This is a genomic window from Neobacillus pocheonensis (assembly GCF_050477905.1).
GTDB lineage: Bacteria > Bacillota > Bacilli > Bacillales > Cytobacillaceae > Neobacillus > Neobacillus pocheonensis_A.
Genome location: NZ_JBCNAD010000039.1, coordinates 1 through 24706 on the forward strand (window position 1 = coordinate 1; position 24706 = coordinate 24706).

Here is a 24706-nt window from a genome sequence, read left to right on the forward strand (position 1 = left end):
CCTTCCGCTCCAATCAACGAGCTTAGAAATCAGCAATGTTCTTTAACATAGCTTATAGAAAAATAAAAGCTTTTTGGAGGGAAGATTTGTGTACCATTACCAACAGCCCATTCGTAACGGACATTCTAAAATTGGGGGATCTTTAATTAAAGTGAATGGGGAAGGAGAATTAGCGGTACAACCGGACACCGCTTCCGTTAACTTAGGGGTTATAACTGAAAAGAAGGAATTAATCGCAGCCCAGCAGCAAAATTCTCAAGAATCCTCCAAAGTAATAGATTCTTTAGTATCGCTTGGAATCAGCAAAGATCATATCCAAACCTTCGATTACCGGATTGAGTCAGATTATGATTACGAACAGGGAAAACAAATATTTCGCGGTTACAAAATCACCCATATTCTGCAGGCGAAAATAGACGATCTATCAATTATTGGAAAAGTAGTGGATACAGCTGTTCAAAACGGAGTGAATTCTGTTTCAAATGTCCAATTTAAAGTAAAAAACAAGGATGCCTATTATCAGCAAGCTCTAAAGCTTGCACTTTCCAATGCCCTTCAAAAGGCGATTACGATTGCAGGTTCATTGAATGTGACATTAATACAGACTCCTAGCTTAGTCGTTGAGGGAGGGCCAACAATCCAACCTTATTTATATCAGGCCGAAGCCATGGTTAAAGGGATTGCCTCCACACAGATTGAACCGGGACAAATTATTGTAAAGGCCAGTGTATTGGCCGAATTTCATTACTTCTAAAAAAAAGGATTGGACCATAGCTAAATGGTTCAATCCTTTTTTTAAATGGAATTATTTAATATCGTACTTCTTTGCCCAATTATATAACTGCATTTCGGTAACAGGGCCGTTGTAGTGTTCTCTAATTACACCTTGTTGATCAATAACAAAGGTTTCTGGCTGTCCTGTTACATTATATAGTTTAGAAATTTTCGCATTATAATCAAATAAGTAGGTCATGCCTTCTTGATTTTTTTTTGTAACTTTATTGATTCTATCGATGGTTTCTCCGCGGTTTATCATAAGTAAAGGATATTTACTGCCATAGTCTTTTTGAAAGGCTGCAAGTTCAGGGAACTCTTCTTTACAAGGTGCACACCAGCTAGCAAAATAATTCAAAATCACTACTTTACCTTTATAATTAGTTAGCTTCGTTTTGCTTCCATCCAAATTTGGCAGTTCAAAATTATAAGCCTTATCACCAACATCTGTATGTTTGCCCTTCGTTACTAAACTATACCCAAAAAAGCCAAACATCCCAATGATTAGAATCATGACGAGCAATTTGCCAACTCGCTTGTTCATCAGACTTCCTCCTGACGCAATCCAACATATTATTTATCAAGCTGTTTTAAGAATTCAATTTCTTTCTTAAGTTTGTTATGTCTTTTTCCAAGAATGAACATATAACTAAAAATGACAACCCAAGCAACAGAATAAGCACCTAACATATATTCATAATTCATGATCAATTCCTCCTATTTATCCAATGCTTCTCTTAATTTTTCTTTATAACGGTCTACTTTAAGTTTCATATTTTCAAAAGAAACGCCCTTATGAAGAAGATAAGAATAAAGAATAGTGAATGCCGTAATCGTAACAAGAAGGGCAACTAACATGGTATCCTCAATACCGCCGCCTTTTTGTGATGGGCCTTCCCCAAACACAATTGGGTGGAATTTTGTTTGCCACCAGCGAATCGCAAAGAATACAATCGGAACATCTGCAAACCCAATGATTCCAAAAACAGCAGCCAAACGAGCTTTTTTATCCCAAACACCATCCATTTGACGAATCATAATGTAGGCTACAAAGATAAAGAAAAGGATTAACGTGGTAATTAAACGTGGTTCCCAAACCCACCAAGTATTCCATGCCGATCTTGCCCAAATCGGTCCAGTTGTTAAAACAATGATGGTGAATACTACGCCGATTTCTGCTGAAACATAGGCATAAGTATCATAAATTCTTTTCCTTTTAATTAAAAACAAAATACTAAATACGAAGGTGACAAAAAAGGCTAGAAAGGCCAACCATGCTGAACTCACATGGAAATAAAAGATTTTTTGTGCAGCGCGCATGGTTGATTCTTCGGCCGCAAATATAAAGATAAAATAAAGTGAAACTAGCATGGAAATGACTGATGCACCAAACAAAATTTTTGATAGATTTACTCCTCTTGTTTCAGTCAGTGAAGACCCGGGAAGCACCGCTTTCTCTCGTTCGAGATTCATACTCATAACCTAAACCTCCAGCACATAATCAATTAATAAGAAACAAACCACAAAGAAAATGACATCGTACGCGGAAACCAATTGAATCCATGCGATTGCGCTCGAAAGCTTTTCCATATTGGTTAAAATAATTTTCGTTGCCTGAACAACACCAATTAGAATTGGAGTTGTAATGGGGAATAACAATAACGGCAATAGCATTTCGCTGCTTTTTGAATTGGCAGCGAGTGCGGCTAAAAATGTCCCAATGGCGATAAATCCAAAGCTGCCTAAGAATATGACTAAAATAAAATAGGGAAAACTACCTAGAAATTTAAAATCAAATAATAGAAATAAAAACGGAATGGATACGAGTTCCACAGCCAGGATCATGGCGAAGTTTGCCAGAAACTTACCAAAATATATACTTGCTGCTTCCATCGGGGCAACCAATAGGCCCTGCATCGTATCATTCCGCTGTTCCGATATGAATGATCGATTTAGTCCTAGAATCCCAGAAAACACGATAATGACCCAAATAACACCTGGAATAACAGCCTTTGTTGTGTTATTTGCTGGGTCAAAAGCAAAACTGAAAACAACAATCACAAGTCCAGCAAAAATAATTTGTGTAACTAAAATTTGTTTCGTTTTCAGTTCTGAATATAAATCCTTTTTAGCGAGCAGGAGAGCTGTACGAAATATATTCATGACACACCCTCCACCTGCAGTTCATATTTTTCGGAAACAAAGTCTAAGTTATGGTTCTCAACTTTAAAATCATCAACGATTTTTCCGTTTTTAACAATGATTATGCGGTCACAAATTTCTGCTGCCTGCTTGAAATCATGGGTTACCATTAATGTGGTAGCTCCCTTTTCTTTCATGGAAAGAATAACATTATTTAAAATGGATATAGCCCCTTGATCCAGACCAGTATGTGGCTCATCTAAGAGCAGAACCTCTGGATCATGGACAATGGCTCGGGCAATCGCAATTCTTTGGATCATTCCACGAGAAAAGTTCTTAACCGGTTCATTCAAGAAAAAGGATAGCCCAACATCCTTCACAAGTTTTATTGCTCGCTGTTCAACTTCCTTAACGCCATATACCTTTCCGAAAAAAACAAGATTTTCCAATGGAGAGTAATGCTCATAAAGCAAACTGGAGTGGGGTAAATAACCTAATATTTTTTTAATTTCGATATGGTTCTTTTTTAGCTCCAAACCATTGATTTTCACCATACCTGATGTGGGTTTAATTAGCGTTGCCAGTACCTTGAGTAAGGTGCTTTTACCTGCCCCATTAGGCCCTAGGATGGCTACCGTTTCCCCTTTTTTCACCTGGAGGTCTACACCACGTAAGATCAGCTTATTATCAGCTTGCTTCGTCAGTTTCTTTATTTCTATCATTTGCGCTCCCTCCCCCCAGCTGCTAATCTATGAAATGCCGTAAATTTAACTTCACTTGAACTAAATGCTGTTTATATGCATCCAGCTTTGCATGGTATTCTGCCTCCGACAGCTTCCCATCACCAAACGTTTCTTCGAGTTCAATAATTTTATCCAAAATTGCTTTTTGCTTTGCCATTAATTGTTTAAAAGCTGCTTCTTCCTTATCTGCACCCAGTCTTTCTTCTTCCAATCTTGCTTTTCTTTTAAAATAGGCAAAATAGGCAATACCCGCCACGATGATGGCCAATATAATAATTAGAAACACATGCGGATTAAAACGATGTAATGGCGATTGTGCCCACATTCTAAGATGTCCTGGATTATGAAAAGCCGGTGCTGTATGGGTTACGCTACTATTTTTTGTATTATCACTAGTAGTACCCGTTCCTTTAGTCTCACTTGCTGGAGGCTGCTTATCTTTATCATAAACTAATGTGAAGGTCTGATTTTCGGCCAACCCTTCAATGGTGTATCCATAGTACTTCTGGTCATCGAATGGGAATAACCCTTGACTTGTTGCTTCTGCACCTTTGACTTCAATGCTGCCCATTCCTTCAGGAACAAGAATTTGCATAGATTGCACTTTATAGTCAACTGTAATATTAATTTCCTTACCCTTTGGCATTCGATAGCTGTATGGCAGCACCTGTGTTTGATTACCTGGGATCGGAGTAGTGGTTATAAAGCCCTTGTCTACCTGTTTAAAAGCAATTTGATTATCTAAAAAGTTTAGATCCTTTGCTCCTTCTGGCAGAGTTACCTTTAGGACTGCTTCACCAGAACCATCACCTTTATATTCTTGCGCTGCTGTATTTGAGTAATTAACCATATTCATCATATTGGTTGACCCATCTTCTGCTGGGCTAACAACCAGATAATGCATATCTACCGATATCTTTGAATTAATTGCTGCTAATCCGTTTAAGGGGATTAGCAGCATCAGTCCAAGGAGGAGAATGGTGATTTTCTTAATCACTTTCCTTCCCCCTTTTTTTGCTGATAGTTTTTCATTTGAGCCTCGATTTCCTTTTCCACTTCAGCCATCAAATCATTATCAATTCGTGTTTCCGTTACTTGTTCTTCTTCTTTTAAAATGTTAGCAACTTCTACTTCATACTGTTTCCTTAAATTTTTATAATCAGCGTGAGAGATTTTATCCATTTTGTATTCAAACTCGAGTTCATTTAAGGTGGTTAGAAGTGCTTCCTTAGTCGAACCTAAATCCTGACTCTTCGCACCAGCCTGTATATAAGTATCCCACTTAAAATATGGTGATAATATTAAAAATAGACAAGTAAGCGCTAAGGCAGCTGTAAAAATCATCGAAATGATTGAGATATCGTGCATTTTGTTCACATCCTAAAGATACTTTTTGCGTTCTTCATCGATCATGGAGGATAGAATTTCTTCCTCTACTTCATCCTCTGTGCTTTGCATTAAAACGGCTGGTTCATCTGTCCTTTTTTTCTTGACCCATTTAAGTATGAGAATAAATACTGCGATAGCAGCAATTCCAAGTACTACAAAAGGAAGGACCCATGCTGTTAAGCTAAAACCGCTTTTCTCAGGTGAAGTCAGGATTTCCTCACCATAAATATTGACGTAATATTTACGGATTTTATCCTTATCCCAGCCTTTATTCATCATCCCAACTAGATCTTTTTTGAACTCTGTAGTTAAACTGCAAGTATTGGGATCACATTCAAAATGGTCTTGACCACAGCCGCATGTACAGGCAAATTGCTCTGCAACAGCTTTAAATTCAGCAGACTTATAGTCGATTTGCTTTGCTTCAACACGAAAAAATGAACCTTGAAAGATAAACGCAATGATGAGGAGCCCTAGATAAATTTTGTTTTTCACGTTAAGACACCTCTCTACGTACTCCTGTGTATCTCGGAGTAACATTTCCAAATTTTCCATTCCAGATTGCAAATAGAGCGCCTATAACAATCATGAAGGAACCAATCCATAGCCAGTTCATCATAGGATTTATTTTTACAACAAAGGTTGCTTTTCCATCATCTTGCCAAGCACTTAATACGATGTATAAGTCTTCTTTAACCGAGGAGATAATGGCTACTTCAGAAGATGGCTGTTCCCAGTTTCCATAGAAGACTTTTTCCGGCTGGAAGGTGCCTAATTTTTTACCATCTCTAAATACGGTTACATCAGCATAGACGATATCGTTAATTCCCTCTTTTTTCTGGTCCAGGCGATCGTAATTAATGCGATAATTATTTAACTCTATGGCGCTGCCAAGTGGGACGGTTTTCATGGTCTGCACATCGTAATTTTGCGAACCGATGATACCCATTGTAATGAACGCAATGCCAAGGTGGACAATATATCCGCCATATCTTCGGCGATTTCGAATCATTAGGCGGTATAGTGCAACGATAGCCGTTTCTTTCGTCATCTTCCTGCGGGCTTTAACCCCTCTATAAAACTCTAAGAAGTGCGTGACTAATAATAAAATAATTACTCCGTACCCGATAAGGGCCCATGCCTTTAGGATCCCTAAAACAGCCATAAGACCCATTCCAACTACAGCAAGAATAGTCGGAATCAAAAAGTTTTTCATAAGGTTTTTTACAGTTGATCTCTGCCATGCCAAGAGTGGACAAACTGCCATGACAAACATCATCGATAAAAGAATTGGAGCTTCTACTTTATTAAAGAATGGCAGCCCCACTGTCACCTTTGTACCACGAACTGCTTCGGATACAAGTGGGAAAATTGTTCCCCAGAATACAGCAAATGCGGCCCCTACAAGCAAAAGGTTGTTAACTAAGAAACTACTTTCTTTTGAAACGAAGGATTGGAATTCCCCGGCACTTCGCTTTAGCATATTATAGCGGCTCATTAGAACGTATAATGCTAGAATGACCGCAACACCCATAAAGATTAAGAAATATAATCCTAGATTTGAATTAGCAAAGGCGTGAACAGAAGTTAAAACTCCGCTTCGAACCAAGAAAGTTCCAAATAAAGTTAGTGCATAAGAAACGATTATTAAACTGATATTCCAAATTTTCAACATGTTCTTCCGCTCTTGGATCATCACGGAATGAAGGAATGCAGTGGCTGTTAACCATGGCATAAACGAAGCGTTTTCGACTGGATCCCATGCCCAATAACCGCCCCAACCAAGCTCCACGTAAGCCCATTGACCACCAAAAATATTCCCAAGACTTAAAAATAACCAAGCAATAATCGTCCAGCGTCTTGTCATTTTAATCCAGAAGTCATCAACATTTTTCAATAATAATGCTGACATGGCAAACGCAAATGGTACAGCTAGCCCAACATAACCAAGGTATAAAGTAACTGGGTGAATAATCATACCAGGGTTTTGAAGCATCGGATTTAAGCCTTTTCCTTCAACGGGAACTGTGTCTAACAAAATAAATGGTTTTGCGACGAACCCTAGGATGAAAAAGAAGAAAACGGCATTTGCTAAAAGAATAGCTGAGATGTAGGGAACCATTGGATTCCCTTTCATCTTTCTGGAAAAAGCAATCATAATCATGTAAAGCGTTAAGAAGAATGTCCATAATAACAAGGATCCAGCATTGCCGGCCCATAGGGCTGTAAGTTTATAGATGATTGGCAGTTCACTGCTGGTATAATCAGCAACGTATTCGAATTGGAACTGTGATGTTGCTAATAGGTAGAAAAGGGAAAGCATCGCCATTGCGGAACAAACTAATAATGCAATCATACCGCCCTTACCGCTGTTAACTAGTTTTTGATCCTTTTTACTTATTCCGAGCGTCATGATGAGCAGTGAATAAATGGCAATAGCCAGACCTATATAAATTGTTGCGTTTGCAAATAAGTACATTTCGTCACCTTCTTAAGTTTGCCTGTTATTTTTCTTTCGGTGGTTGATTTAACATTTGTTTATGTTTTTCAGGATCATAGTTTTTCATATCTTTTCCTTCATATTTAGAAGGGCATCTCGTTTTTACTGTTTCGGCTTCAAATGTATTTTTCTTGGTTGGAGCACCTTGAAGGATAGTGATAACCCCTTCAGAGAAATTATCTGGTTTTGGTCCATTATGAATAACATGCAAAATATTACCGTCGTTGTCTTTAACATCAAATTTCAATTCAATTTTGTCAGGATTCCATTTAATAGAGTCTTCGATTAATAGACCTTCAACGGTGACAAAATCATCTTTATGTTGGTTTTGGGTTGCGAGCAGCTCTTTCATGGTTAATTCGACTCCACTTGAACCAGGGGTTGCCGCCATTAATAGAAATACAATTGCCCCTGCAATAATAAATCCTCCGAGCATTACAAGTGTGTTTTTCTTCATTCTAATCACCTCATTAAATTAATTTTTTCATTTCTTCATCGTACATCTCTTGATCAATCTTTCCGGTTAAAAGCTTTTTACGGAGTTCCTTCTTTTCATCTTCATTTCCTGTTTTGTGATTTTTTTTTGAATTTGCTTGTTTTTTCGGTTGAAGTTTATTTTGCTTTGTTACTTTTGTTGTCCGTTGTGAGTTCCCTTTTAACCCTAAGTAAACAAAGATTCCAGCAATAATAATGGCAAGTCCGATTATAGAGGCACCGCCAACGCCTATAATAGGCTGTTTTGAGTTATCACTTCCAGTCTTTTTAACTTGATCGGTCGCTGTACCACTTACGCCTGTATGGTTTTCATCATTCGGCGGCTGTTGTTTGTTTATCGCTTCCATCGTTGATTCAGTTCCATCTTTTTTATATGAAAATGAATATTTAAGGCTATCATTTGCTTTTACATTTTTATATTGGTAGTAGTAGAGTTCTTCACCATATTCATTTTTTGAATTACTTTGCGACTTTGGTTCAAGAGTGATTTCCTTTGCATTCATTGGCGCATAAAAGATTACATCCAGTTGTTCGATGTCAGCATTTCTTTTAAGTTCATATGTAAATTTCTTGTTACTCTTTACGTCGATTGTCTTTGTGTAATATTCGATGACAAATTTATAAGATTCGTTATTCTTAATCGGTTTTGCCGGCTTCCAAGTAATGAGACCTTTTTCTTTATCCACATCGTAGGGGCGTTGTACTTCCGGCTTATCATCTTCTGGAAATTCTGCAACTAAATAGGCTTCGAAACCTTTTTCCATTGCTGGAGCTGGAATTTCGATTTTCCCATCATAATCTTGACCGCTTTTGTTTTTAATCGTGCCGTATTGTCCAACAAGTAATGAAGGAACATCTTTTGATCCCCAATCCTCTGGGTAATCAAATTCTGGCATAACTTGAATCTGCATTTCCTTAAAAGGAAACTTTTCCGCTTGAAATGCTGTTTCGGCACTAGCCTTTGGAATAATGAAGTTCGTAAAAAATGCTGTAATTACGAATAATGCCAACAACTTCTTTTTAAGCATATTAATCCTCCTTGACCTGAAAAAAGCTCATCCTTGATATGTTATTTTTCACTATAGTCCTCTTTGAAATAAATATAATCTTTATACAGCCCTCATTGTTGAATCACTCTTGAACATTTTGTTAAGAGACAAAAATCGTTACGATTTAGTCAAAATTCCACCACAAAATGTTCACATTTGGCAGTCTTGTATTTTTCTAGAAAAATAAAAACCCTGAATCAAATTAGTAGATTCAAGGTTTTGTTATTAAATATCTTATTTTTCCTCTAAGGAACGAATATAGGCAACAATATCAGATATATCCTTTTCTTTAAGCTGGCGAGCACCCTCTAGACCCTTTAAGGACGGCCCCATGCGTGTCTCTTCACGACCGTAAGCTATGTCAATCCAAATCTCCTTATCCGTTGTATACTTTAAATATAGTGGATTCGTAAGAGCGGTTCCCATTTTTAATTTCCCCGCCCCTGCTTCACCATGACAATTAAGGCAATACAGATTATATTGTTTCTCTCCTCGAAGCGGATCACCAGAAATTGCTTTTGGGACATCAAAGTCAATTTCCTCAGTTTGCCAATCTCTCATGAATGCTACAAGATTTTTCAAATCCTTTTCAGATAATCTTGGTCCGTAAGCAGGCATACCTGTCCCATCTCTTCCATATTTCACATAATTATACAGGTCTTTATCAGAAACAGAGCTTAAAAAGTGTTGATTGTTTACCGCTGTCCCAGCTTTGGATCCTTCACCTTTTCCTGTTTCACCATGACAGGTTAGACAATTTTGATTATATACTTTTTCTCCTGCAGCAATAGCCTTAGAGTTCTCACTATTGAATAGTCCACTATTACCTATACAAAAGATAATTCCAATAATAATCAAAATGTAAGTTCCGATTAGTATTTTTTTCATGGGTTACTCCCTTACTTTGGTTCCGGTGTTGGAGTTGGCTCCCCGTAATCTTCATATTTCTTAGTGATTAATTCGTAAATTTTCTTTGTACTTTTTCCATCAACATGCATTTCTACTGCATCCCGGGCAATATCTATGCATGTATCACACCCAATACCGTGTTGATCCCAGCCTTCCACTGCGTTATCGTCTCCAACCTGGCTGACAAAGCAATCAAGGTTGCTCTTATGCCCCTCAACAGTACAGCCGCAATAGCAAGGAACAGAAGCTACTACTTCCGGATAAGTTGCTGCCATAATATATGTTTCTTGGACTTTTTCAGATGAATTTAATACATAGTCAGGCAGAGGTTTATGCTTTTTATCTAGTTTGATATCATCTAACTTGGAACTGCAGCCAGCTGCCACTATAACCATTACAATGGCAAAAAATAAAAGAGATGCTATTCGTTTCATATTCTGTGTCACCCCTTCCCTTTCATTTATTTTTTCAAATTAATTTTAGCAAATTGAGATTAGTTGTATGGTTTGCAATTCTTACTATTTGGTGAAGTTTTCACGATAGTTAAGAGACAAACGCTGGAAATCCTTTTAGATATCTCCAGCGTTTTGATATTACATATTCATCATGTCATGCCCCGCATGGCTGACAGTTCCAATTGATGGATCGACCATACCAAATATCATCGCTACGTGGGCAACTACTAGAAACATCCCAACAAAAAAAGCATGAATTTTTAACTTTTCCTCTGCCGTTTTGTTTTTATAAATAATACCTAAATCTAAAAGTGCCATTCCAAGGAGTGGTACAATCCCGAGTAAATAAAAGGTTACAGCAACAACATCAATCCAACCTTTCCATTCTCCATTTACAGTTAATGGAATGTATGCCGTTTTCACTAAGTAAACGAAAATCCCTGTAAAATAAAAACCAGCAATAATGCTTACTATTTTATTAACTTTTCTTAAACCGCCATATAAGTTGCGTGTAAATAGGATGCCCAATTCAGTAATCGCAATGGTTTCAGCACAGATAACTGGAATTGCCATAAAAATAATTAAATTCCAAGGCTGATTGTCGGCTAATAATCCCATATAATGCGTCATGTTCATGTTTATCTACTCCTTTAGTTTGTTTACACTTTTAATGTAAAAAAAATGTGTGCAGAAACTAAGGAGAAACTTTGGAGAATTTGTTAATAAAGGCTCTTTTCGTAAGCTTTGTTGCTTTTGAAACTTAATAAGGTTCATTTACTAAGTTTCTAGGCAATTTTCGCAAATGTTCTTACGAAAAGATGCTACGAAGCTTCTAGTTATACGGGTTGATAAACTTATACGAAAACAATAATCTTTGCGAAAAAAGCCTTAATAAAAAAAGCCTTAGTACCGTTACAAACGGACTAAGGCTTTTTTCGTTCATTAATTATGCTCTTGAAACGTATGAAGCTTCTGTAGTATTGATAATTAATCTGTCACCTTGGTTTACGAAGAAAGGAACTTGAACAATTAATCCCGTCTCAAGTGTGGCAGGCTTCGTTCCACCGGAAGCAGTATCACCCTTAATTCCTGGCTCTGTTTCAGTTACTTCTAGTTCAACCGTGTTTGGCAATTCTACTCCAAGTGTTTCATGATTAAACATCATAATGTGAACTTCCATATTTTCTTTTAAAAACTTTAACTCATATTCAATGTTGTTTGCTGGCAGTTCTACTTGTTCGTATGAATCCATATCCATAAACACGTGCCCGTCACCGCTTGCATATAGGTATTGCATTTTGCGGTTATCAATTTGTGCCTTTTCAACTTTTTCACCCGCACGGAAGGTTTTTTCTTGAATGGCTCCATTACGAAGGTTACGGAGTTTGGAACGGACAAAAGCTGCACCCTTTCCTGGCTTTACGTGTTGGAAATCAAGAACGCGCCATAGGCCGCCATCCACTTCAATAGTTAACCCGGTACGAAAATCGTTAACAGAAATCATGTTTAAATCCTCCTAAGTTCGTTACAAAATAATGAGATCTTTTGTAGAATGAGTAAGTGTTTCATTATTGTCCTTGGTAATCAATGTATCATCTTCAATTCGAACGCCGCCTAGGCCTGGAATGTAAATACCCGGTTCACACGTTACAACCATTCCTGGTTCCAATACAATATCCGTTTTACTGGAAAGTCCAGGACCTTCATGAACCTCAAGCCCGATTCCATGACCAGTTGAATGTCCAAAATATTCACCATAACCTTTTTCTGTTATGTAATCCCTCGTTAAAGCATCTGCTTCCTTACCAGTCATTCCAGGTTTGATTCCAGCCATTCCACGTAATTGGGCTTCAAGAACAATATCATAAATCTCTTTCAGCTTCGCTTCAGGCTCACCAACCGCGACTGTCCTTGTGATGTCAGAAACATAACCCTTATAATACGCACCGTAGTCAAGAGTTACCATATCACCTTTTTCGATTACTTTATCACTGGCTACACCATGCGGAAGCGCAGAACGATATCCGGATGCAACAATGGTATCAAAAGACGACGAGGTCGCTCCTGCTTTTCTCATAAAGAATTCCAACTCATTCGATACTTCAAGTTCAGTTTTTCCAGGACGAAGAAAATCTAAAATATGCTTAAATGCAGCATCAGCAATATCCGCTGCTTCCTTTAATATCTTAATCTCTGCATCAGTCTTAATCAAGCGTAATTTTTCAACAACCCCTGATACAGGAACAAGTTCAGCTTTTACTTCTTTTTCATATACTTTAAAGGAAGAGTATGTTAAATAATCCTCTTCCACTCCCAGCTTTTGAATGCCCAAATTTTTAGCCTGCAGGGCCACTTCTTCAGGAATGGAACTAGAAAACTTGATAATTTCAAAACCTTCGCATTGTTTAGTTGCCTGCTCAATATAGCGGAAATCTGTTATAAAAAGAGCTTTATCGGCACTTATTAATACAACTCCAGCTGATCCTGTAAAATTTGATATGTACCGGCGATTATATGGGCTTGTAATTAAAATCCCATCAATTCCATTTGATCCGAAGCTTGATCTTAATTTTTCTAATTTCTCCATCGTTTCCACTCTCCTTTTCAAATCCAATCAAGGACACAAATATTTTACCACAACCTGCGAATTCAGACTAATTACAAATTATGTGGAAGTCTCATTCTCTTGTGCGATATTATTTTGATACTCATAATTTATGGAATAACCAATAAAGATTCCATATACGATATATATACAAATGGTAGTAATGATGGTATCCCTGCTTAAATCCAAAAATGGTTTTATCCCTGGAAAAAGAGGATTTAGAACAAAGAATACTAATAAATACAAGATAATCCCGTAGCCAATTCCAAACCAAAATCCTTTAAATTTTCTTAAAAATAAATAGTATACAAAAGCAGCGATGACCGAAATAATTCCGAGTAATATTAAGGATATTATTGTTCCCAGCCATTTGTTCTTCCAATCCCCAAAAGCCCATGGCTCGAGGATGACATTGGGGTGAATTTCCGTAAAGCTTAAATAATTGGCAATAAACCCGATAAATCCCCAAAAAACACCACCAAATAAACCAGTCCAAAATACCATCACAGGAAATGACATTGGTTTTGGATAATCATCTGTTTGTAGTACGTTAGCCATAGATAGAACCTCCATTTTTCCTTTATATTTTTTACAAAACTTGTAAGGGTTAGAATAAATTCCACCTTATTATGTCCCTAGGGGGTCAATCCCTTGCATATAAAAAAATTTTTACTGATTAAGATGGAAAAATCATGTCATTCCTAGAGGTTTTTTCATTTTTCTAGTAGAATACATTTAAGTACATACAGATTTATCATTTCTGCTATTGTGCAACTTTTGTAATAGGTTGGTGTTCATACTATGTCCCATACTCAAAAACCCGTTTATGGCGGTCAAGCCGTTGTAGAAGGAGTCATGTTTGGCGGAAAACATCATTATGTGACCGCGGTCCGCAGAAAAGATCATTCTGTAGAATATTTTCATTTACCTCGTAAAGCAAATCATACTTTTTCCGTTTTAAAAAAAATCCCTTTTATTAGAGGGATTATCGCCATTATTGAAGCAAGTGCAAATGGCTCCAAACATTTAAACTTTTCCACCGAAAGATTTGATGTTGATCCAAAAGATGATCCGACTATAAAAGAAAAAGAGGTCTCCAAATTAACGATGTATCTTGGGGTAGCCGCGATAGGGGTCATTTCTTTTTTATTCGGAAAATTCGCCTTCACCTTAATTCCAGTCTTCTTGGCTGAGTTAACAAAACCCGTCTTTCCATCAGATGTTGCTCAAGTACTAGTAGAGGGTTTATTTAAACTTTTGCTGCTCCTTTGTTATATCTATTTTGTTTCACTTACCCCTCTAATTAAAAGAGTGTTTCAATATCATGGGGCTGAGCATAAAGTAATAAATACCTTTGAGGCTGGGGTCGAATTAACAGTTGAAAATGTTCAGGCTCATTCTCGCCTTCATTATCGATGTGGCAGCAGTTTCATCCTTTTTACAGTCGTTGTTGGTGTATTTGTCTATTTATTTGTACCAACTTCTCCACTTTGGCTACGGATTGTCGACCGAATTCTTTTAATACCAGTTGTACTGGGCATTGCTTTTGAAGTACTACAAATTACGAACAAACTAAGAGATATTCCTGTATTAAAATATTTAGGCCTGCCCGGTCTTTGGCTACAGTTATTAACGACCAAGGAACCAAATGATGACCAAGTGGAAGTTGCAATCCTTTCCTTTAACGAATTGTTAAGAAGAGAGCAGGATTCAGAGATCTCTTTTGAAAAGGAAGAAATTGTTTAATCTTTGTTTTAAAGGGTTTAAAAGATAAAAAAAATGCTTAAGATGCTCTTAGGGAGGTGGCTTTCTTGAAAAATCGGACATCCGTGTTTATTGTTGGCGTTCTTATTATTCTTGCCTTACTTGGTATTTATGGCTCATTTACAGCTAATCCTGCCGGTTTCATTCAGAGAATAGCTGTCATCGCATTGATTGGTTTAGTCATTTATTTTGTAGTGCGGAAGTTTTCAAATTCTAGCCCCCAGAAAAAAGAGCAGCGGGCATTTCTTAAAGCAGCAAAACAGTCGAAAAAACGATTACAGCAAAAGAGTGGGGATTCCACTATTAAGAGCCCTACTCTTGGGACGTTATCTTCATTAAAGAAAAGTAGCAAGACAAAAAAGAAATCTCCTGCTCATCTCACGGTCATTGATGGGAAAAAGAGCAAAAAGAAAAATCGAGCATCTTTTTAGAGGCTCGATTTTTTTCTTTAATAACACCATGTTTTTAGGAACTGCTCTGCATGCTCTTTTCCTAGAGCAAACAGCTTTTGCTTCTTTTCCTCTGTTAAGGTGAATTCTATTGAGAAAATACCTTCTGTAGGAATAAAGATGATATTTTTTGCATGTTTTTTGGAGATATATCTGGCATCATGGGCATCCTTCATAGTTTCAAACAGTGCGCCCATTAATTGTATGCCATTGTTAATTTTATGCTTTTTATGTTCGTATTCATTGGGACTAAGCTTGATTCCAAGAACTGGTCTAACCTTTTGAATGTTTTCCTTATCAAACAGCCACATTGGGAAATTACTTAATACTCCGCCATCCACTAAAATGTTCGATCGCATCTTAACGGGTTCGAAAAAATATGGAATGCTGCAGCTCATTCTAATTGCTTTGGCGATGGGGAATGAACCAGGCTCGATGCCATATTTTCCGAGGTCATCTGGCAATACGACCATTTGTCCATTTGAAAGGTCTGATGCAATGACTCGGAGTGCTTGTGGAGGAAGGTCGGAAAATGTTCGAACCCCTTTAGCTTCCAGCTTTTTTTTCATCCATTTTTCAAATGCATTTCCTTTGTAAAGACCAAGTTTCCAATAAACAGATAGCCATTTTATAAATGGCAAAGGTATAATCGGTTTTCGTGCATCAAGCAGTTTGGACATTTCCAGCTCATCAATCATTTGATAAATTTCTTTGCTTGTGTAGCCGGCAGCAATTAATGCCGCCACAATTGAACCTGCACTGGTACCTGCTACCCTGACAAACTGCAATCCCCTGTTTTCGATTTCTTCGCAGGCTCCAACGAGTGCAAAGCCTTTAATACCTCCCCCAGAAAAAACGCCGTCTATTTTCATGGCAGCCACTCCCAAGATGAAGTCATTGTTACATTTTTAAGCGGCTTTAAAGCAAAATAGTACGGTGGACAAGGAGAAAATTTTTTTTATGAAGCTTTTTGACGGCATCTTTTGTGTAGGGGACCAGATAAATTCTTAAATTGTTCATGCTATGTTACTAAATATGGGTTGAAACATTGTTTTCGGTCACGTAGAAGGCGGCTACGTTACCCAGTAAGGTTTATAACCGTGTTATCGGTCACGTAGAGACTGACTACGTTACCCAATTAGGTCTATAACTTTGTTATCGGTCACGTAGAGACTGACTACGTTACCCAATTAGGTCTATAACTTTGTTATCGGTCACGTAGAGACTGACTACGTTACCCAATTAAGGCTTAATCTGCTAATACGGTCACGTAGAATCTATATGAGAATGGAATTAAAATACTATACAAAAAGAACATCGCGATAACGATGTCCTTTTTCATTTAATCCTTATTTAGATACGTTTTGCTCCGATATATCTTGGTTTCCAGTAACTGTTGCTTGTAAAGGTAGTGATTACACCCTTCGAAGATGATGCCATAATCATTTTACCTGCTCCAATATAGATCGCAACGTGATCAGGTCTGCTTGCTTTAGTTGGCGCAAAGAACATTAAGTCCCCTACTTGTAATGAACTAACTCGGTACCCTTTTGTGTAATACATTTCTGCTGCTGTTCTTGGCAATACTTTACCTGCTTGTCCGAACGAATACTTTACTAGACCTGAACAGTCAAAACCTCTTGGTGTAATTCCACCCCATTTATAAGGAACGCCTAAATTGGCTTTTGCTACCGATATTGCTTTTGTATGATAATATGCTGCTTCCGCTTTATCACCCGCTGTGGCAAATAAAGAAGTTGTTATTGTAGCTGTAATTGCTAGAGCTGCGATAAGTTTCTTTAACATTTGTCAGTCCCCCTTGGAGTGATTTGATACTCATACTATACAAGGAAAGAGTGACATAGAGGTCACATCCATATTACATTTATGTTACAAAAATTATTCTAGAATATTTTTTTGCATGTATATTGTTTAGTACACTCTTTTATTTACCGTTGAGGTTCACTTTTACGTTTTTGGGTAAATGGAACTCGCTTGCATTTACCGTATGAGCTCACTTTTTTCGTTTTTGGGACAATGCATAAAAAGTTAGACTTAAACAATCCCAATAATAAAAAAGCGAATGGAAAGTTCTCTTCCATCCGCCGTAAAAATTCTATAATCCACACTTTAATTGAGCATTGCAGTTTGTACAAGTATTGCAGCCGCCAATTTCTTTAACTTTACCTTTGCGGCAGACCGGGCATGTGTTACCAACTTCAGAACCAATGGTTACGTCAGTTGAACGAAGGTCACTGATGGTATCGACAAGGACGACATGCTGCTTTGGCTTTTCATCAAACATTGATAACTGCTCATTGGTGTTTTCTTCTGCCTTAAGAGTTAGTACTTGAGAATCACGTGAACCATCGACATAGACAGTACCACCCTTTGCACCACCCCGGTATAGACGCTCATATACTTTTTCAACCTGTTCTACACTGTATCCTTTTGGTGCATTAACCGTTTTGCTAATTGAACTGTCAATCCAGCGCTGGATGACACATTGTACATCAGCGTGCGCTTCAGGAGCAAGCTCCATTGCAGTGACAAACCATTTTGGCAAATTGTTTGGATCTGCTTCTGGGTGCTTTTCAAGATATTCTTGAACAATATCTGCATTTACTTCAATAAATTTGCCTAGACGGCCACTACGGAAATATGAGAATGAGAAATAAGGCTCTAATCCTGTTGAAACGCCAACCATTGTTCCAGTGGATCCCGTAGGAGCAACAGTTAGTAAATGAGAATTTCTAATTCCGCTTTCTAGAATTGACTCACGAATATCTTCAGGCATTTTTTTCATATATCCAGTTTCAATGAATGCCTGGCGTAAACGACTTGTTTGTTCATATGTTTCACCATTTAGGAATGGGAAACTTCCTTTTTCTTTAGCTAATTCTATCGATGTACTATATGCAGTAGTTGCAATTGTCTCAAATACCTGATCAACGAGTTGGTTACCTTCAGGTGAACCATATTCGGTTTCACAGTAGATAAGTAAATCATGTAACCCCATAACTCCAAGCCCAACACGACGTTCACCAAGTGCTTGCTTTTTGTTTTCTTCCAAAAAATAAGGCGTTGCATTGATGACGTTGTCCTGCATGCGGACGCCGACAGCAACTGTTTGACTTAATTTTTCAAAGTCGACAGTTTTTGTATCCTTATCAGCCATTTCAGCGAGGTTAACTGCTGCAAGGTTACATACAGAATACGGTGCGAGAGGTTGCTCACCACACGGATTTGTCGCTACAACTTGTTGACCATATGCTTTCGCATTTGTCATGTCATTAGCATTATCAATGAAGAATATTCCCGGTTCCGCAGAGTAGGTTGCGCAAATATTGATTAGATTCCAAAGCTCTTTAGCTTTGATTTTTTTATAAACACGTACTTTGTGACCAAGCTTTTCCCACTCTCGAACATCGCCGACTTTATGCCATTCTTCGTTGTAAACTTTCATTTCCTCTTTATTGTAGTGTTCAACATAAGGGAATCTAAGTTCATAGTCACTGTCATTTTCAACAGCTTCCATAAATTCTTTAGTTAAACAAACGGAGATGTTTGCACCAGTCAAGAATTCTGGATTGTGAACTGTATAATTACCACCAGTTTCCAGTTTTTCTTCTGCCTCGGCAATAATGCCATCACTAAAACCACCTAAGCCAGGAATGTTTTTATAATTCACAATTCCTTGGTACATTGCTGTTTCTTGAAGTGTAAGTGGAGTTAACTTTAGCTTATCTTTTGCATGTTTTTTAATTGTTTCATCGTTTGTATTTTCAATTAAGAATCGTAGAATTCTTGGATTTTGCATTTTTGAAATAATGAATTCAATAATGTCTGGGTGCCAATCCGCCAACATGATCATTTGAGCCCCACGTCTTGACCCACCCTGTTCAACTAGGTGAGTGAGTTTCGCAATATCATCCAGCCAAGAAACCGACCCGGATGACTTACCATTTACACCCCTAGCCAAGGTGTTACGAGGTCTTAATGTCGAACCGTTCGTACCAACACCACCGCCCCTACTCATAATCTCCATAACCTGCTTACGGTGGTCTGAGATCCCTTCACGAGAGTCCGGAACAAACGGCATTACGTAGCAGTTGAAGAATGTAACCTCTGTTCCTGACCCCGCTCCATAGAGAACGCGTCCAGCCGGAATGAAGTTCATATTCACAAGCTCTTGATAAAACTTTTCAGTCCATTCAATCCGCTTCTCTTCTGTTTCTTCAACCGATGCTAGACCAGTTGCATTCCTTTTGGCAATCTGCTCGTAGAAAAGCTCCAATGGCTTTTCGATTATGTCAAGCGAGCGCCAGATAAGTCCAGTTTCAGATTCCTGTGGGTCATCCAGAACACCTCTGAATTCCTCTTCCACTAAAACCTTTGCCTTTTTATTCTCCCAGTCAATCTCCATGATGGTGCCAAGACCACGTGCTGGGAATTTAGGGTCTTCCTTAATAGTTAAAACAACAAAGTCACCATTCGTCAGGGTAATTTTTGCAGTATCTTTAAAGGTATATCGATCAAGCATGACCAATCGTGAAACGCCCTTGTGGGTAATTTTCATATCTGGGGTTACTGGGTGCACTTGGGGAAACAAGCGGATGTCCTCATTCAACCTCTCAAAATCGATATTCATTTTTTGTCTAAAAACTATAGACATGAAAACATCTCCTTCTATTTACAATTAATAAATTCTGTATATTGTGTCAGATTCTAGTAAGCTATGCTATATCTAGTTGTCTTAATAAACATAAGTTAACATAGAATCGCAGAATAAATCAACTAAAAATCAATATATGGTACCGAAAATATTTTCGACACTACTATATATTGTAGACAACGCAAAAAACATCGATTTTGTCAAACTTAAAAACAAATAAGATTAAAAGAAAATAAAAGATTTCATAGGTTTTTCGGCAAAAAACAGCAAAATTTAGCAATTTTTGAGGTTTGAGATTTATTTATCTATCTAAAATGGGATCATTGGACAAAGGCAATTGAGGAAATTTCAGTGCATTAAAAAAAGGCGAGTCAATTCGCCTTTATTACCTTTTAAAATTCCACTCATCATTTTCATAACGTTCTTTCGCAATTTTATTAACGTACGCTAATTCTTCTTCATTCAACTGATACGATTCCAGTTCAATATTCAGCCCTTCGGCAAATCCTTTATAAAACGCTTCCTTGGCTTCCTCCAGCGTAATCCTCCTTGGACTAATCGCATTAATCGCAACCGCTTTGTCTTTAAAGGCCTTCTTCATCCGTTCCTTTACGCGGTCACTCGGATACTTAAATAAGCTAAACAGTTTCTCTTCATCCAAATCTAATAGAATCGATCCGTGTTGAAGAATAACGCCCTTCTGCCGCGTTTGTGCACTGCCTGCCACTTTCCTGCCCTCTACCACAAGCTCATACCAGCTCGGGGCATCAAAGCACACAGCAGAACGGGGGTTTTTTAGAGCATCACGTTCTTCCGCTGTTTTTGGAACAGCAAAATAAGCTTCTAGTCCTAAATGGTGAAACCCTTTTAAAATTCCTTCCGAAATCACGCGGTAAGCCTCTGTGACAGTTTTAGGCATTTCTGGATGGTCCTCTGAAACAATCACACTATATGTAAGTTCATGCTCATGCAGCACCCCTCGTCCGCCAGTAGGTCTTCTGACAAAACCCAGTTGGTGTGCCTTTACTGCCTCCATATCAATTTCTTTTTCTACTTTTTGAAAATATCCGACAGATAATGTAGGAGGATTCCAGCCATAGAAACGGATTACTGGCGGAATTTTCCCTTCACTATGCCAGTCCAACAATGCTTCATCTAACGCCATATTAAAGGATGGTGAACTATTTCCTGTATCAATAAACCGCCAAACTTCTTTTTCCATGCAAAAACCTCATTTTTGTAGTATTAATTCAAAGTTTAGTCTACCAAAATCTGATAGGAATTCAAAATGAAAGGTTTCTGGTATAATTTTATTAGTCATTATGAAAAGATTTTTTTCCATGCATCTTTATCTTTCTTGGATTCACTTATATAATAATTACTAGTGCAGTAAAGCTTGAAAGGAGCAAAAAGAAATTGAATCAACTATATTTCTTATTAATCGTTATCGTAGCAGTCATTATTTACACCGTTTTCACTTATTTCTATCAAAAGAGGATTGTAAAAACGGTTACTGAAGAAGAGTTCCGTGCAGGATACCGAAAGGCACAACTCATAGATGTTCGTGAACCCAACGAGTTCGAAGGCGGTCATATTTTAGGAGCACGTAATATTCCGATGTCACAAATGAGAATGCGCAGTAAAGAAATTCGCCCAGACATGCCAGTATTTCTATATTGCCAAAGCGGCATGCGCAGTGCACGTGCGGCGCAATTTTTACACCGTAAAGGCTATAAAGATTTAACTCAGCTGCAAGGCGGGTTTAAAAAGTGGTCTGGTAAAGTAAAAGCAAAGAAATAATTGATTAAATTAAGGTTCCGGAGTCGAGTCCGGAACCTTTTTTGTGTAGTTTTGGTTTTGGACATTTTTATTAACACTTCGGACATTTAGACATTTTTCCCCAATAAAAAGGGATGATTCACAAACGAATCATCCCTAAATTTATTAAGCCTTTTGATATTTCAAAACTGGTTTCCTTGCCGCAGTTGTTTCATCCATACGGCCGACAACAGTCGTATGCGGTGCTTCTTGAACAACCTCTGGATTTTCCTCTGCCTCTTTGGCAATTTGAATCATGATATCGACAAATGAATCAAGCGTTTCTTTTGATTCCGTTTCTGTCGGCTCAATCATAATACACTCTTCCACGTTTAACGGGAAGTAAATGGTTGGCGGATGGTAGCCAAAGTCAAGCAGGCGCTTGGCGATATCGAGCGTACGCACGCCTAATTTTTTCTGGCGTCTGCCGCTTAAAACAAACTCATGCTTACAATGTCTATCAAATGGAAGATCATAATATTCTGCCAATCTTCTCATCATATAGTTCGCGTTTAATACTGCATATTCCGTCACTGCTTTTAAGCCATCTGGACCCATAGAACGGATATAAGTGTATGCACGAACGTTAATACCAAAGTTCCCGTAGTATGGCTTCACACGGCCAATTGATTGCGGACGGTCATAATCAAGGATATACTCTTCACCGCGTTTTGCGATCACTGGTTTTGGCAGGAATGGTATCAAGTCTGCTTTAACTCCGACTGGACCTGAACCAGGACCACCGCCGCCATGCGGGCCAGTGAATGTCTTATGAAGATTTAAATGCACGACGTCAAAGCCCATGTCACCAGGTCTTGCTTTTGAAAGGACAGCATTTAGGTTCGCACCATCGTAATAGAGCTTTCCTCCTACACCATGGACAATTTCAGCCATTTCAAGAATATTTTCTTCAAAAAGACCCAATGTATTAGGGTTGGTTAACATGAGCGCAGCCGTATCTTCACCGACAACTCTTCTTAAATCCTCAAGATCGACGAGTCCGTTCTCATTTGATTTAACCGTGATGGTTTCTAGTCCAGCTATTGTTGCAGAAGCTGGGTTCGTACCATGCGCAGAATCAGGTACGATTACCTTCGTACGCTTCATATCCCCATTAGCTTCATGGTAGGCACGGATCATCATTAATCCTGTCCACTCTCCATGAGCACCAGCTGCTGGTTGAAGGGTTACTTCATCCATTCCGGTAATTTCAATCAAATGTTCCTGCAAGTCATATAAAAGCTCAAGTGCCCCTTGGACAGAGCTTTCGTCCTGTAATGGATGTACATGGGCAAACCCATTAAAGCGGGCAACATTTTCATTGATTTTTGGATTGTATTTCATCGTACATGAGCCAAGTGGATAAAAACCAGAATCTACCCCATGATTTCTTCTGGAAAGGGCCGTATAATGGCGCATGATATCAAGCTCAGATACTTCAGGTAGCTCTGGCTCATCTACTCGTAAATATCCTTCTGGGAGAAGGCCAGTAAGATCTGCTTCTGGAACATCCATTTCCGGAAGACTGTATCCAATTCGGCCGGGTGTGCTTAGTTCGAAAATGAGCGCTTGATCTTGATTATGCATGCATATCCCCCAATTCTTTCACAAAAGTATCTATTTCTTCCTTAGTTCTTTGCTCAGTTACCGCAACAAGCATATGGTTAGACAACTCTGCGTAATCACGGCCTAAATCATAACCGCCAATGATTCCTTTTGCTAGAAGCTGCTGATTGATTTCTTTTACTGGCTTATTTAATTTGACCACAAACTCATTAAAGGAATGACCATCATTAATCACTTCAAAGCCTGCTTCTTTAAAGGCTGTTTTCGCATAATAAGCTTTTTGCAAATTGGCAGCAGCCATTTCACGAACACCCTTTTTACCAAGAGCTGTCATTGCGACGGATGCAGCCAAGGCATTTAACGCTTGGTTCGAGCAAATATTAGAAGTCGCTTTATCACGACGGATATGCTGTTCACGAGCCTGCAGGGTTAAAACAAAACCGCGGCGGCCTTGGTCATCCGTTGTTTGACCAACAAGACGTCCAGGAACCTTACGCATTAATTTATTAGTCACCGCAAAAAATCCACAGTGCGGTCCACCAAACGCAGTTGGGATACCAAACGGCTGCGCATCACCAATGACGATATCGGCTCCAAATTTGCCAGGAGGTGTTAATACTCCAAGTGATAATGGATTGCTTGAGACTACAAAAATTGATTTATTTTCGTGAATGATTTCTTCCAGTTCATTTAAAGGTTCTATTCTACCAAAGAAGTTTGGATATTGAACGATCACGGCTGCAACATCCTCATTTACCAATCCTTTTAAGGCGTCAATGTCAGTAACACCTTCGTTCGCTGGCACCTCAATTACTTCTAGGTATTGCCCCTTTGCATAAGTCTTAAGAACTTCACGGGACTCCGGATGAACGGCACCTGACACTAGAATTGTTTTTCGTTTTGTATGACCAGCGCTAAGCATCGCAGCTTCTGCAAGGGCAGTTCCGCCATCATACATTGAAGAGTTTGCAACATCCATTCCGGTTAATTCACAAATCATCGTTTGGAATTCAAAGATGGCTTGAAGTTCACCTTGTGAGATTTCTGGCTGATAGGGTGTATAAGCCGTATAGAATTCTGAGCGTGAAATGACATGGTCGACAATTACAGGCATGTAGTGGTCATAAACACCGGCGCCTAAGAATGAAACATTTCTTTTTAAATCCGCATTGCGGCTAGCCATTTTAAAAAGTTCTTTCATTAAAGCAGTTTCAGATTTGGCCTCTTTAATATTGTACTCTCCCTTAAATCTTACTTTTTCAGGAATATCACTAAAGAGCTCTTCAATCGTGGAAACACCAATCGTGTCAAGCATTGCCTTCTTATCTTGTTCAGTCATAGGTAAATAGCGATGTTTCATAAACCTAGCTCCC

The 24706-nt window shown here is 38.4% G+C and carries 27 protein-coding genes; 4 read left to right on the top strand and 23 right to left on the bottom strand.

Translation table 11 applies throughout. The annotated features are described in order from the left end of the window. Nucleotides 1–88: 88 nt before the first annotated feature. Entirely contained in the window at nt 89–754 is a 666-nt protein-coding gene (locus ABES02_RS21030) for an SIMPL domain-containing protein (protein WP_430139307.1), read from the top strand. Between the two features lie 51 nt (nt 755–805). Here the strand turns inward: ABES02_RS21030 and ABES02_RS21035 are convergent, their stop codons facing one another. The 17 genes from ABES02_RS21035 to ABES02_RS21115 all read right to left on the bottom strand — a co-directional run bounded on the left by ABES02_RS21035 (nt 806) and on the right by ABES02_RS21115 (nt 13619). Continuing rightward, complete coding sequence (locus tag ABES02_RS21035) at nt 806–1318, bottom strand: TlpA family protein disulfide reductase (RefSeq protein WP_430139309.1); 513 nt, start codon at nt 1316–1318, stop codon at nt 806–808. 29 nt (nt 1319–1347) lie between these two features. Then, a complete protein-coding gene (locus ABES02_RS21040; RefSeq protein WP_430139311.1) occupies nt 1348–1479 on the bottom strand; it encodes a CcmD family protein in 132 nt (43 codons plus the stop codon). Nucleotides 1480–1491: 12 nt separating this feature from the next. Continuing rightward, nucleotides 1492–2253: a cytochrome c biogenesis protein gene (locus ABES02_RS21045; protein WP_430139313.1), complete on the bottom strand. Its 762-nt coding sequence runs from the start codon at nt 2251–2253 to the stop codon at nt 1492–1494. 3 nt (nt 2254–2256) lie between these two features. Then, nucleotides 2257–2937, bottom strand: coding sequence for a heme exporter protein CcmB (locus ABES02_RS21050; RefSeq protein WP_430139315.1), 681 nt, complete (start codon nt 2935–2937; stop codon nt 2257–2259). Then, nucleotides 2934–3638 (bottom strand): heme ABC exporter ATP-binding protein CcmA, encoded by a 705-nt coding sequence (gene ccmA, locus ABES02_RS21055; protein ID WP_430139317.1) that lies wholly within the window; start codon nt 3636–3638, stop codon nt 2934–2936. Before ccmA ends, ABES02_RS21050 begins: the two co-directional genes overlap by 4 nt. 22 nt (nt 3639–3660) lie before the next feature. After that, nucleotides 3661–4656 (bottom strand): hypothetical protein, encoded by a 996-nt coding sequence (locus ABES02_RS21060; RefSeq protein ID WP_430139319.1) that lies wholly within the window; start codon nt 4654–4656, stop codon nt 3661–3663. Then, on the bottom strand, nt 4653–5027 hold the full coding sequence (locus ABES02_RS21065; protein WP_430139321.1) for a hypothetical protein: 375 nt from the start codon (nt 5025–5027) through the stop codon (nt 4653–4655). The genes ABES02_RS21060 and ABES02_RS21065 overlap by 4 nt, the downstream gene beginning before the upstream one ends. Nucleotides 5028–5039: 12 nt before the next feature. After that, on the bottom strand, nt 5040–5543 hold the full coding sequence (locus tag ABES02_RS21070; protein WP_430139323.1) for a cytochrome c-type biogenesis protein CcmH: 504 nt from the start codon (nt 5541–5543) through the stop codon (nt 5040–5042). 1 nt (nt 5544) lies between these two features. After that, complete coding sequence (locus ABES02_RS21075) at nt 5545–7527, bottom strand: heme lyase CcmF/NrfE family subunit (protein ID WP_430139325.1); 1983 nt, start codon at nt 7525–7527, stop codon at nt 5545–5547. A gap of 25 nt (nt 7528–7552) precedes the next feature. Next, complete coding sequence (locus ABES02_RS21080; protein WP_430139327.1) at nt 7553–8005, bottom strand: cytochrome c maturation protein CcmE; 453 nt, start codon at nt 8003–8005, stop codon at nt 7553–7555. A 13-nt stretch (nt 8006–8018) separates the two neighbouring features. Next, entirely contained in the window at nt 8019–9071 is a 1053-nt protein-coding gene (locus ABES02_RS21085) for a hypothetical protein (protein WP_430139329.1), read from the bottom strand. 255 nt (nt 9072–9326) lie between these two features. Further along, the gene (locus ABES02_RS21090) at nt 9327–9980 is read right to left on the bottom strand and encodes a c-type cytochrome (RefSeq protein ID WP_430139331.1); all 654 of its coding nucleotides are present in this window, start codon (nt 9978–9980) and stop codon (nt 9327–9329) included. Between the two features lie 11 nt (nt 9981–9991). Next, a complete protein-coding gene (locus ABES02_RS21095; protein ID WP_430139332.1) occupies nt 9992–10435 on the bottom strand; it encodes a PCYCGC motif-containing (lipo)protein in 444 nt (147 codons plus the stop codon). Between the two features lie 159 nt (nt 10436–10594). Beyond that, nucleotides 10595–11092, bottom strand: a complete 498-nt coding sequence (locus ABES02_RS21100) for a DUF6803 family protein (RefSeq protein ID WP_430139333.1) — start codon at nt 11090–11092, stop codon at nt 10595–10597. A gap of 310 nt (nt 11093–11402) precedes the next feature. Then, nucleotides 11403–11960 carry an elongation factor P gene (efp, locus tag ABES02_RS21105; protein ID WP_430139335.1) on the bottom strand — a complete coding sequence of 186 codons (558 nt, stop codon included), beginning with the start codon at nt 11958–11960 and terminating at the stop codon, nt 11403–11405. 21 nt (nt 11961–11981) lie between these two features. Next, the gene (locus tag ABES02_RS21110) at nt 11982–13043 is read right to left on the bottom strand and encodes a M24 family metallopeptidase (RefSeq protein ID WP_430139337.1); all 1062 of its coding nucleotides are present in this window, start codon (nt 13041–13043) and stop codon (nt 11982–11984) included. A 78-nt stretch (nt 13044–13121) separates the two neighbouring features. Further along, on the bottom strand, nt 13122–13619 hold the full coding sequence (locus ABES02_RS21115; protein WP_430139338.1) for a YqhR family membrane protein: 498 nt from the start codon (nt 13617–13619) through the stop codon (nt 13122–13124). Between the two features lie 243 nt (nt 13620–13862). Between ABES02_RS21115 and ABES02_RS21120 the strand changes: the two genes are divergently transcribed. Together ABES02_RS21120 and ABES02_RS21125 are read left to right on the top strand one after the other, a co-directional pair. Beyond that, nucleotides 13863–14807: a DUF1385 domain-containing protein gene (locus ABES02_RS21120; protein ID WP_430139339.1), complete on the top strand. Its 945-nt coding sequence runs from the start codon at nt 13863–13865 to the stop codon at nt 14805–14807. A 56-nt stretch (nt 14808–14863) separates the two neighbouring features. Further along, the gene (locus ABES02_RS21125) at nt 14864–15256 is read left to right on the top strand and encodes an SA1362 family protein (protein WP_430139341.1); all 393 of its coding nucleotides are present in this window, start codon (nt 14864–14866) and stop codon (nt 15254–15256) included. A gap of 17 nt (nt 15257–15273) precedes the next feature. Here the strand turns inward: ABES02_RS21125 and ABES02_RS21130 are convergent, their stop codons facing one another. The 4 genes from ABES02_RS21130 to ABES02_RS21145 form a co-directional block, all read right to left on the bottom strand. Continuing rightward, nucleotides 15274–16146 (bottom strand): patatin-like phospholipase family protein, encoded by an 873-nt coding sequence (locus tag ABES02_RS21130; protein ID WP_430139342.1) that lies wholly within the window; start codon nt 16144–16146, stop codon nt 15274–15276. Nucleotides 16147–16627: 481 nt separating this feature from the next. Then, nucleotides 16628–17080, bottom strand: coding sequence for a C40 family peptidase (locus tag ABES02_RS21135; protein ID WP_430139344.1), 453 nt, complete (start codon nt 17078–17080; stop codon nt 16628–16630). Nucleotides 17081–17390: 310 nt separating this feature from the next. Next, nucleotides 17391–19949 carry a vitamin B12-dependent ribonucleotide reductase gene (locus tag ABES02_RS21140; RefSeq protein ID WP_430139345.1) on the bottom strand — a complete coding sequence of 853 codons (2559 nt, stop codon included), beginning with the start codon at nt 19947–19949 and terminating at the stop codon, nt 17391–17393. A gap of 385 nt (nt 19950–20334) precedes the next feature. Then, a complete protein-coding gene (locus ABES02_RS21145; RefSeq protein WP_430139347.1) occupies nt 20335–21171 on the bottom strand; it encodes a lipoate--protein ligase family protein in 837 nt (278 codons plus the stop codon). A 194-nt stretch (nt 21172–21365) separates the two neighbouring features. Between ABES02_RS21145 and ABES02_RS21150 the strand changes: the two genes are divergently transcribed. Then, nucleotides 21366–21749, top strand: a complete 384-nt coding sequence (locus ABES02_RS21150) for a rhodanese-like domain-containing protein (RefSeq protein ID WP_430139348.1) — start codon at nt 21366–21368, stop codon at nt 21747–21749. Nucleotides 21750–21893: 144 nt separating this feature from the next. Here ABES02_RS21150 and gcvPB read toward each other — a convergent pair whose 3' ends face one another. Continuing rightward, the gene (gene gcvPB, locus ABES02_RS21155) at nt 21894–23354 is read right to left on the bottom strand and encodes an aminomethyl-transferring glycine dehydrogenase subunit GcvPB (RefSeq protein ID WP_430139350.1); all 1461 of its coding nucleotides are present in this window, start codon (nt 23352–23354) and stop codon (nt 21894–21896) included. Further along, nucleotides 23347–24693, bottom strand: coding sequence for an aminomethyl-transferring glycine dehydrogenase subunit GcvPA (gene gcvPA, locus ABES02_RS21160; RefSeq protein ID WP_430139352.1), 1347 nt, complete (start codon nt 24691–24693; stop codon nt 23347–23349). Before gcvPA ends, gcvPB begins: the two co-directional genes overlap by 8 nt. Nucleotides 24694–24706 lie beyond the last annotated feature (13 nt).

Excerpts from the sequence above, each read along its gene's own strand:
- ABES02_RS21035 (WP_430139309.1), bottom strand. The coding sequence starts at position 1,318 with ATGAACAAGCGAGTTGGCAAATTGCTCGTCATGATTCTAATCATTGGG.
- ABES02_RS21040 (WP_430139311.1), bottom strand. The coding sequence starts at position 1,479 with ATGAATTATGAATATATGTTAGGTGCTTATTCTGTTGCTTGGGTTGTC.
- ABES02_RS21045 (WP_430139313.1), bottom strand. The coding sequence starts at position 2,253 with ATGAGTATGAATCTCGAACGAGAGAAAGCGGTGCTTCCCGGGTCTTCA.
- ABES02_RS21050 (WP_430139315.1), bottom strand. The coding sequence starts at position 2,937 with ATGAATATATTTCGTACAGCTCTCCTGCTCGCTAAAAAGGATTTATAT.
- ccmA (WP_430139317.1), bottom strand. The coding sequence starts at position 3,638 with ATGATAGAAATAAAGAAACTGACGAAGCAAGCTGATAATAAGCTGATC.
- ABES02_RS21065 (WP_430139321.1), bottom strand. The coding sequence starts at position 5,027 with ATGCACGATATCTCAATCATTTCGATGATTTTTACAGCTGCCTTAGCG.
- ABES02_RS21075 (WP_430139325.1), bottom strand. The coding sequence starts at position 7,527 with ATGTACTTATTTGCAAACGCAACAATTTATATAGGTCTGGCTATTGCC.
- ABES02_RS21080 (WP_430139327.1), bottom strand. The coding sequence starts at position 8,005 with ATGAAGAAAAACACACTTGTAATGCTCGGAGGATTTATTATTGCAGGG.
- ABES02_RS21085 (WP_430139329.1), bottom strand. The coding sequence starts at position 9,071 with ATGCTTAAAAAGAAGTTGTTGGCATTATTCGTAATTACAGCATTTTTT.
- ABES02_RS21090 (WP_430139331.1), bottom strand. The coding sequence starts at position 9,980 with ATGAAAAAAATACTAATCGGAACTTACATTTTGATTATTATTGGAATT.
- ABES02_RS21095 (WP_430139332.1), bottom strand. The coding sequence starts at position 10,435 with ATGAAACGAATAGCATCTCTTTTATTTTTTGCCATTGTAATGGTTATA.
- ABES02_RS21100 (WP_430139333.1), bottom strand. The coding sequence starts at position 11,092 with ATGAACATGACGCATTATATGGGATTATTAGCCGACAATCAGCCTTGG.
- efp (WP_430139335.1), bottom strand. The coding sequence starts at position 11,960 with ATGATTTCTGTTAACGATTTTCGTACCGGGTTAACTATTGAAGTGGAT.
- ABES02_RS21110 (WP_430139337.1), bottom strand. The coding sequence starts at position 13,043 with ATGGAGAAATTAGAAAAATTAAGATCAAGCTTCGGATCAAATGGAATT.
- ABES02_RS21115 (WP_430139338.1), bottom strand. The coding sequence starts at position 13,619 with ATGGCTAACGTACTACAAACAGATGATTATCCAAAACCAATGTCATTT.
- ABES02_RS21120 (WP_430139339.1), top strand. The coding sequence starts at position 13,863 with ATGTCCCATACTCAAAAACCCGTTTATGGCGGTCAAGCCGTTGTAGAA.
- ABES02_RS21130 (WP_430139342.1), bottom strand. The coding sequence starts at position 16,146 with ATGAAAATAGACGGCGTTTTTTCTGGGGGAGGTATTAAAGGCTTTGCA.
- ABES02_RS21135 (WP_430139344.1), bottom strand. The coding sequence starts at position 17,080 with ATGTTAAAGAAACTTATCGCAGCTCTAGCAATTACAGCTACAATAACA.
- ABES02_RS21140 (WP_430139345.1), bottom strand. The coding sequence starts at position 19,949 with ATGTCTATAGTTTTTAGACAAAAAATGAATATCGATTTTGAGAGGTTG.
- ABES02_RS21145 (WP_430139347.1), bottom strand. The coding sequence starts at position 21,171 with ATGGAAAAAGAAGTTTGGCGGTTTATTGATACAGGAAATAGTTCACCA.
- gcvPB (WP_430139350.1), bottom strand. The coding sequence starts at position 23,354 with ATGCATAATCAAGATCAAGCGCTCATTTTCGAACTAAGCACACCCGGC.
- gcvPA (WP_430139352.1), bottom strand. The coding sequence starts at position 24,693 with ATGAAACATCGCTATTTACCTATGACTGAACAAGATAAGAAGGCAATG.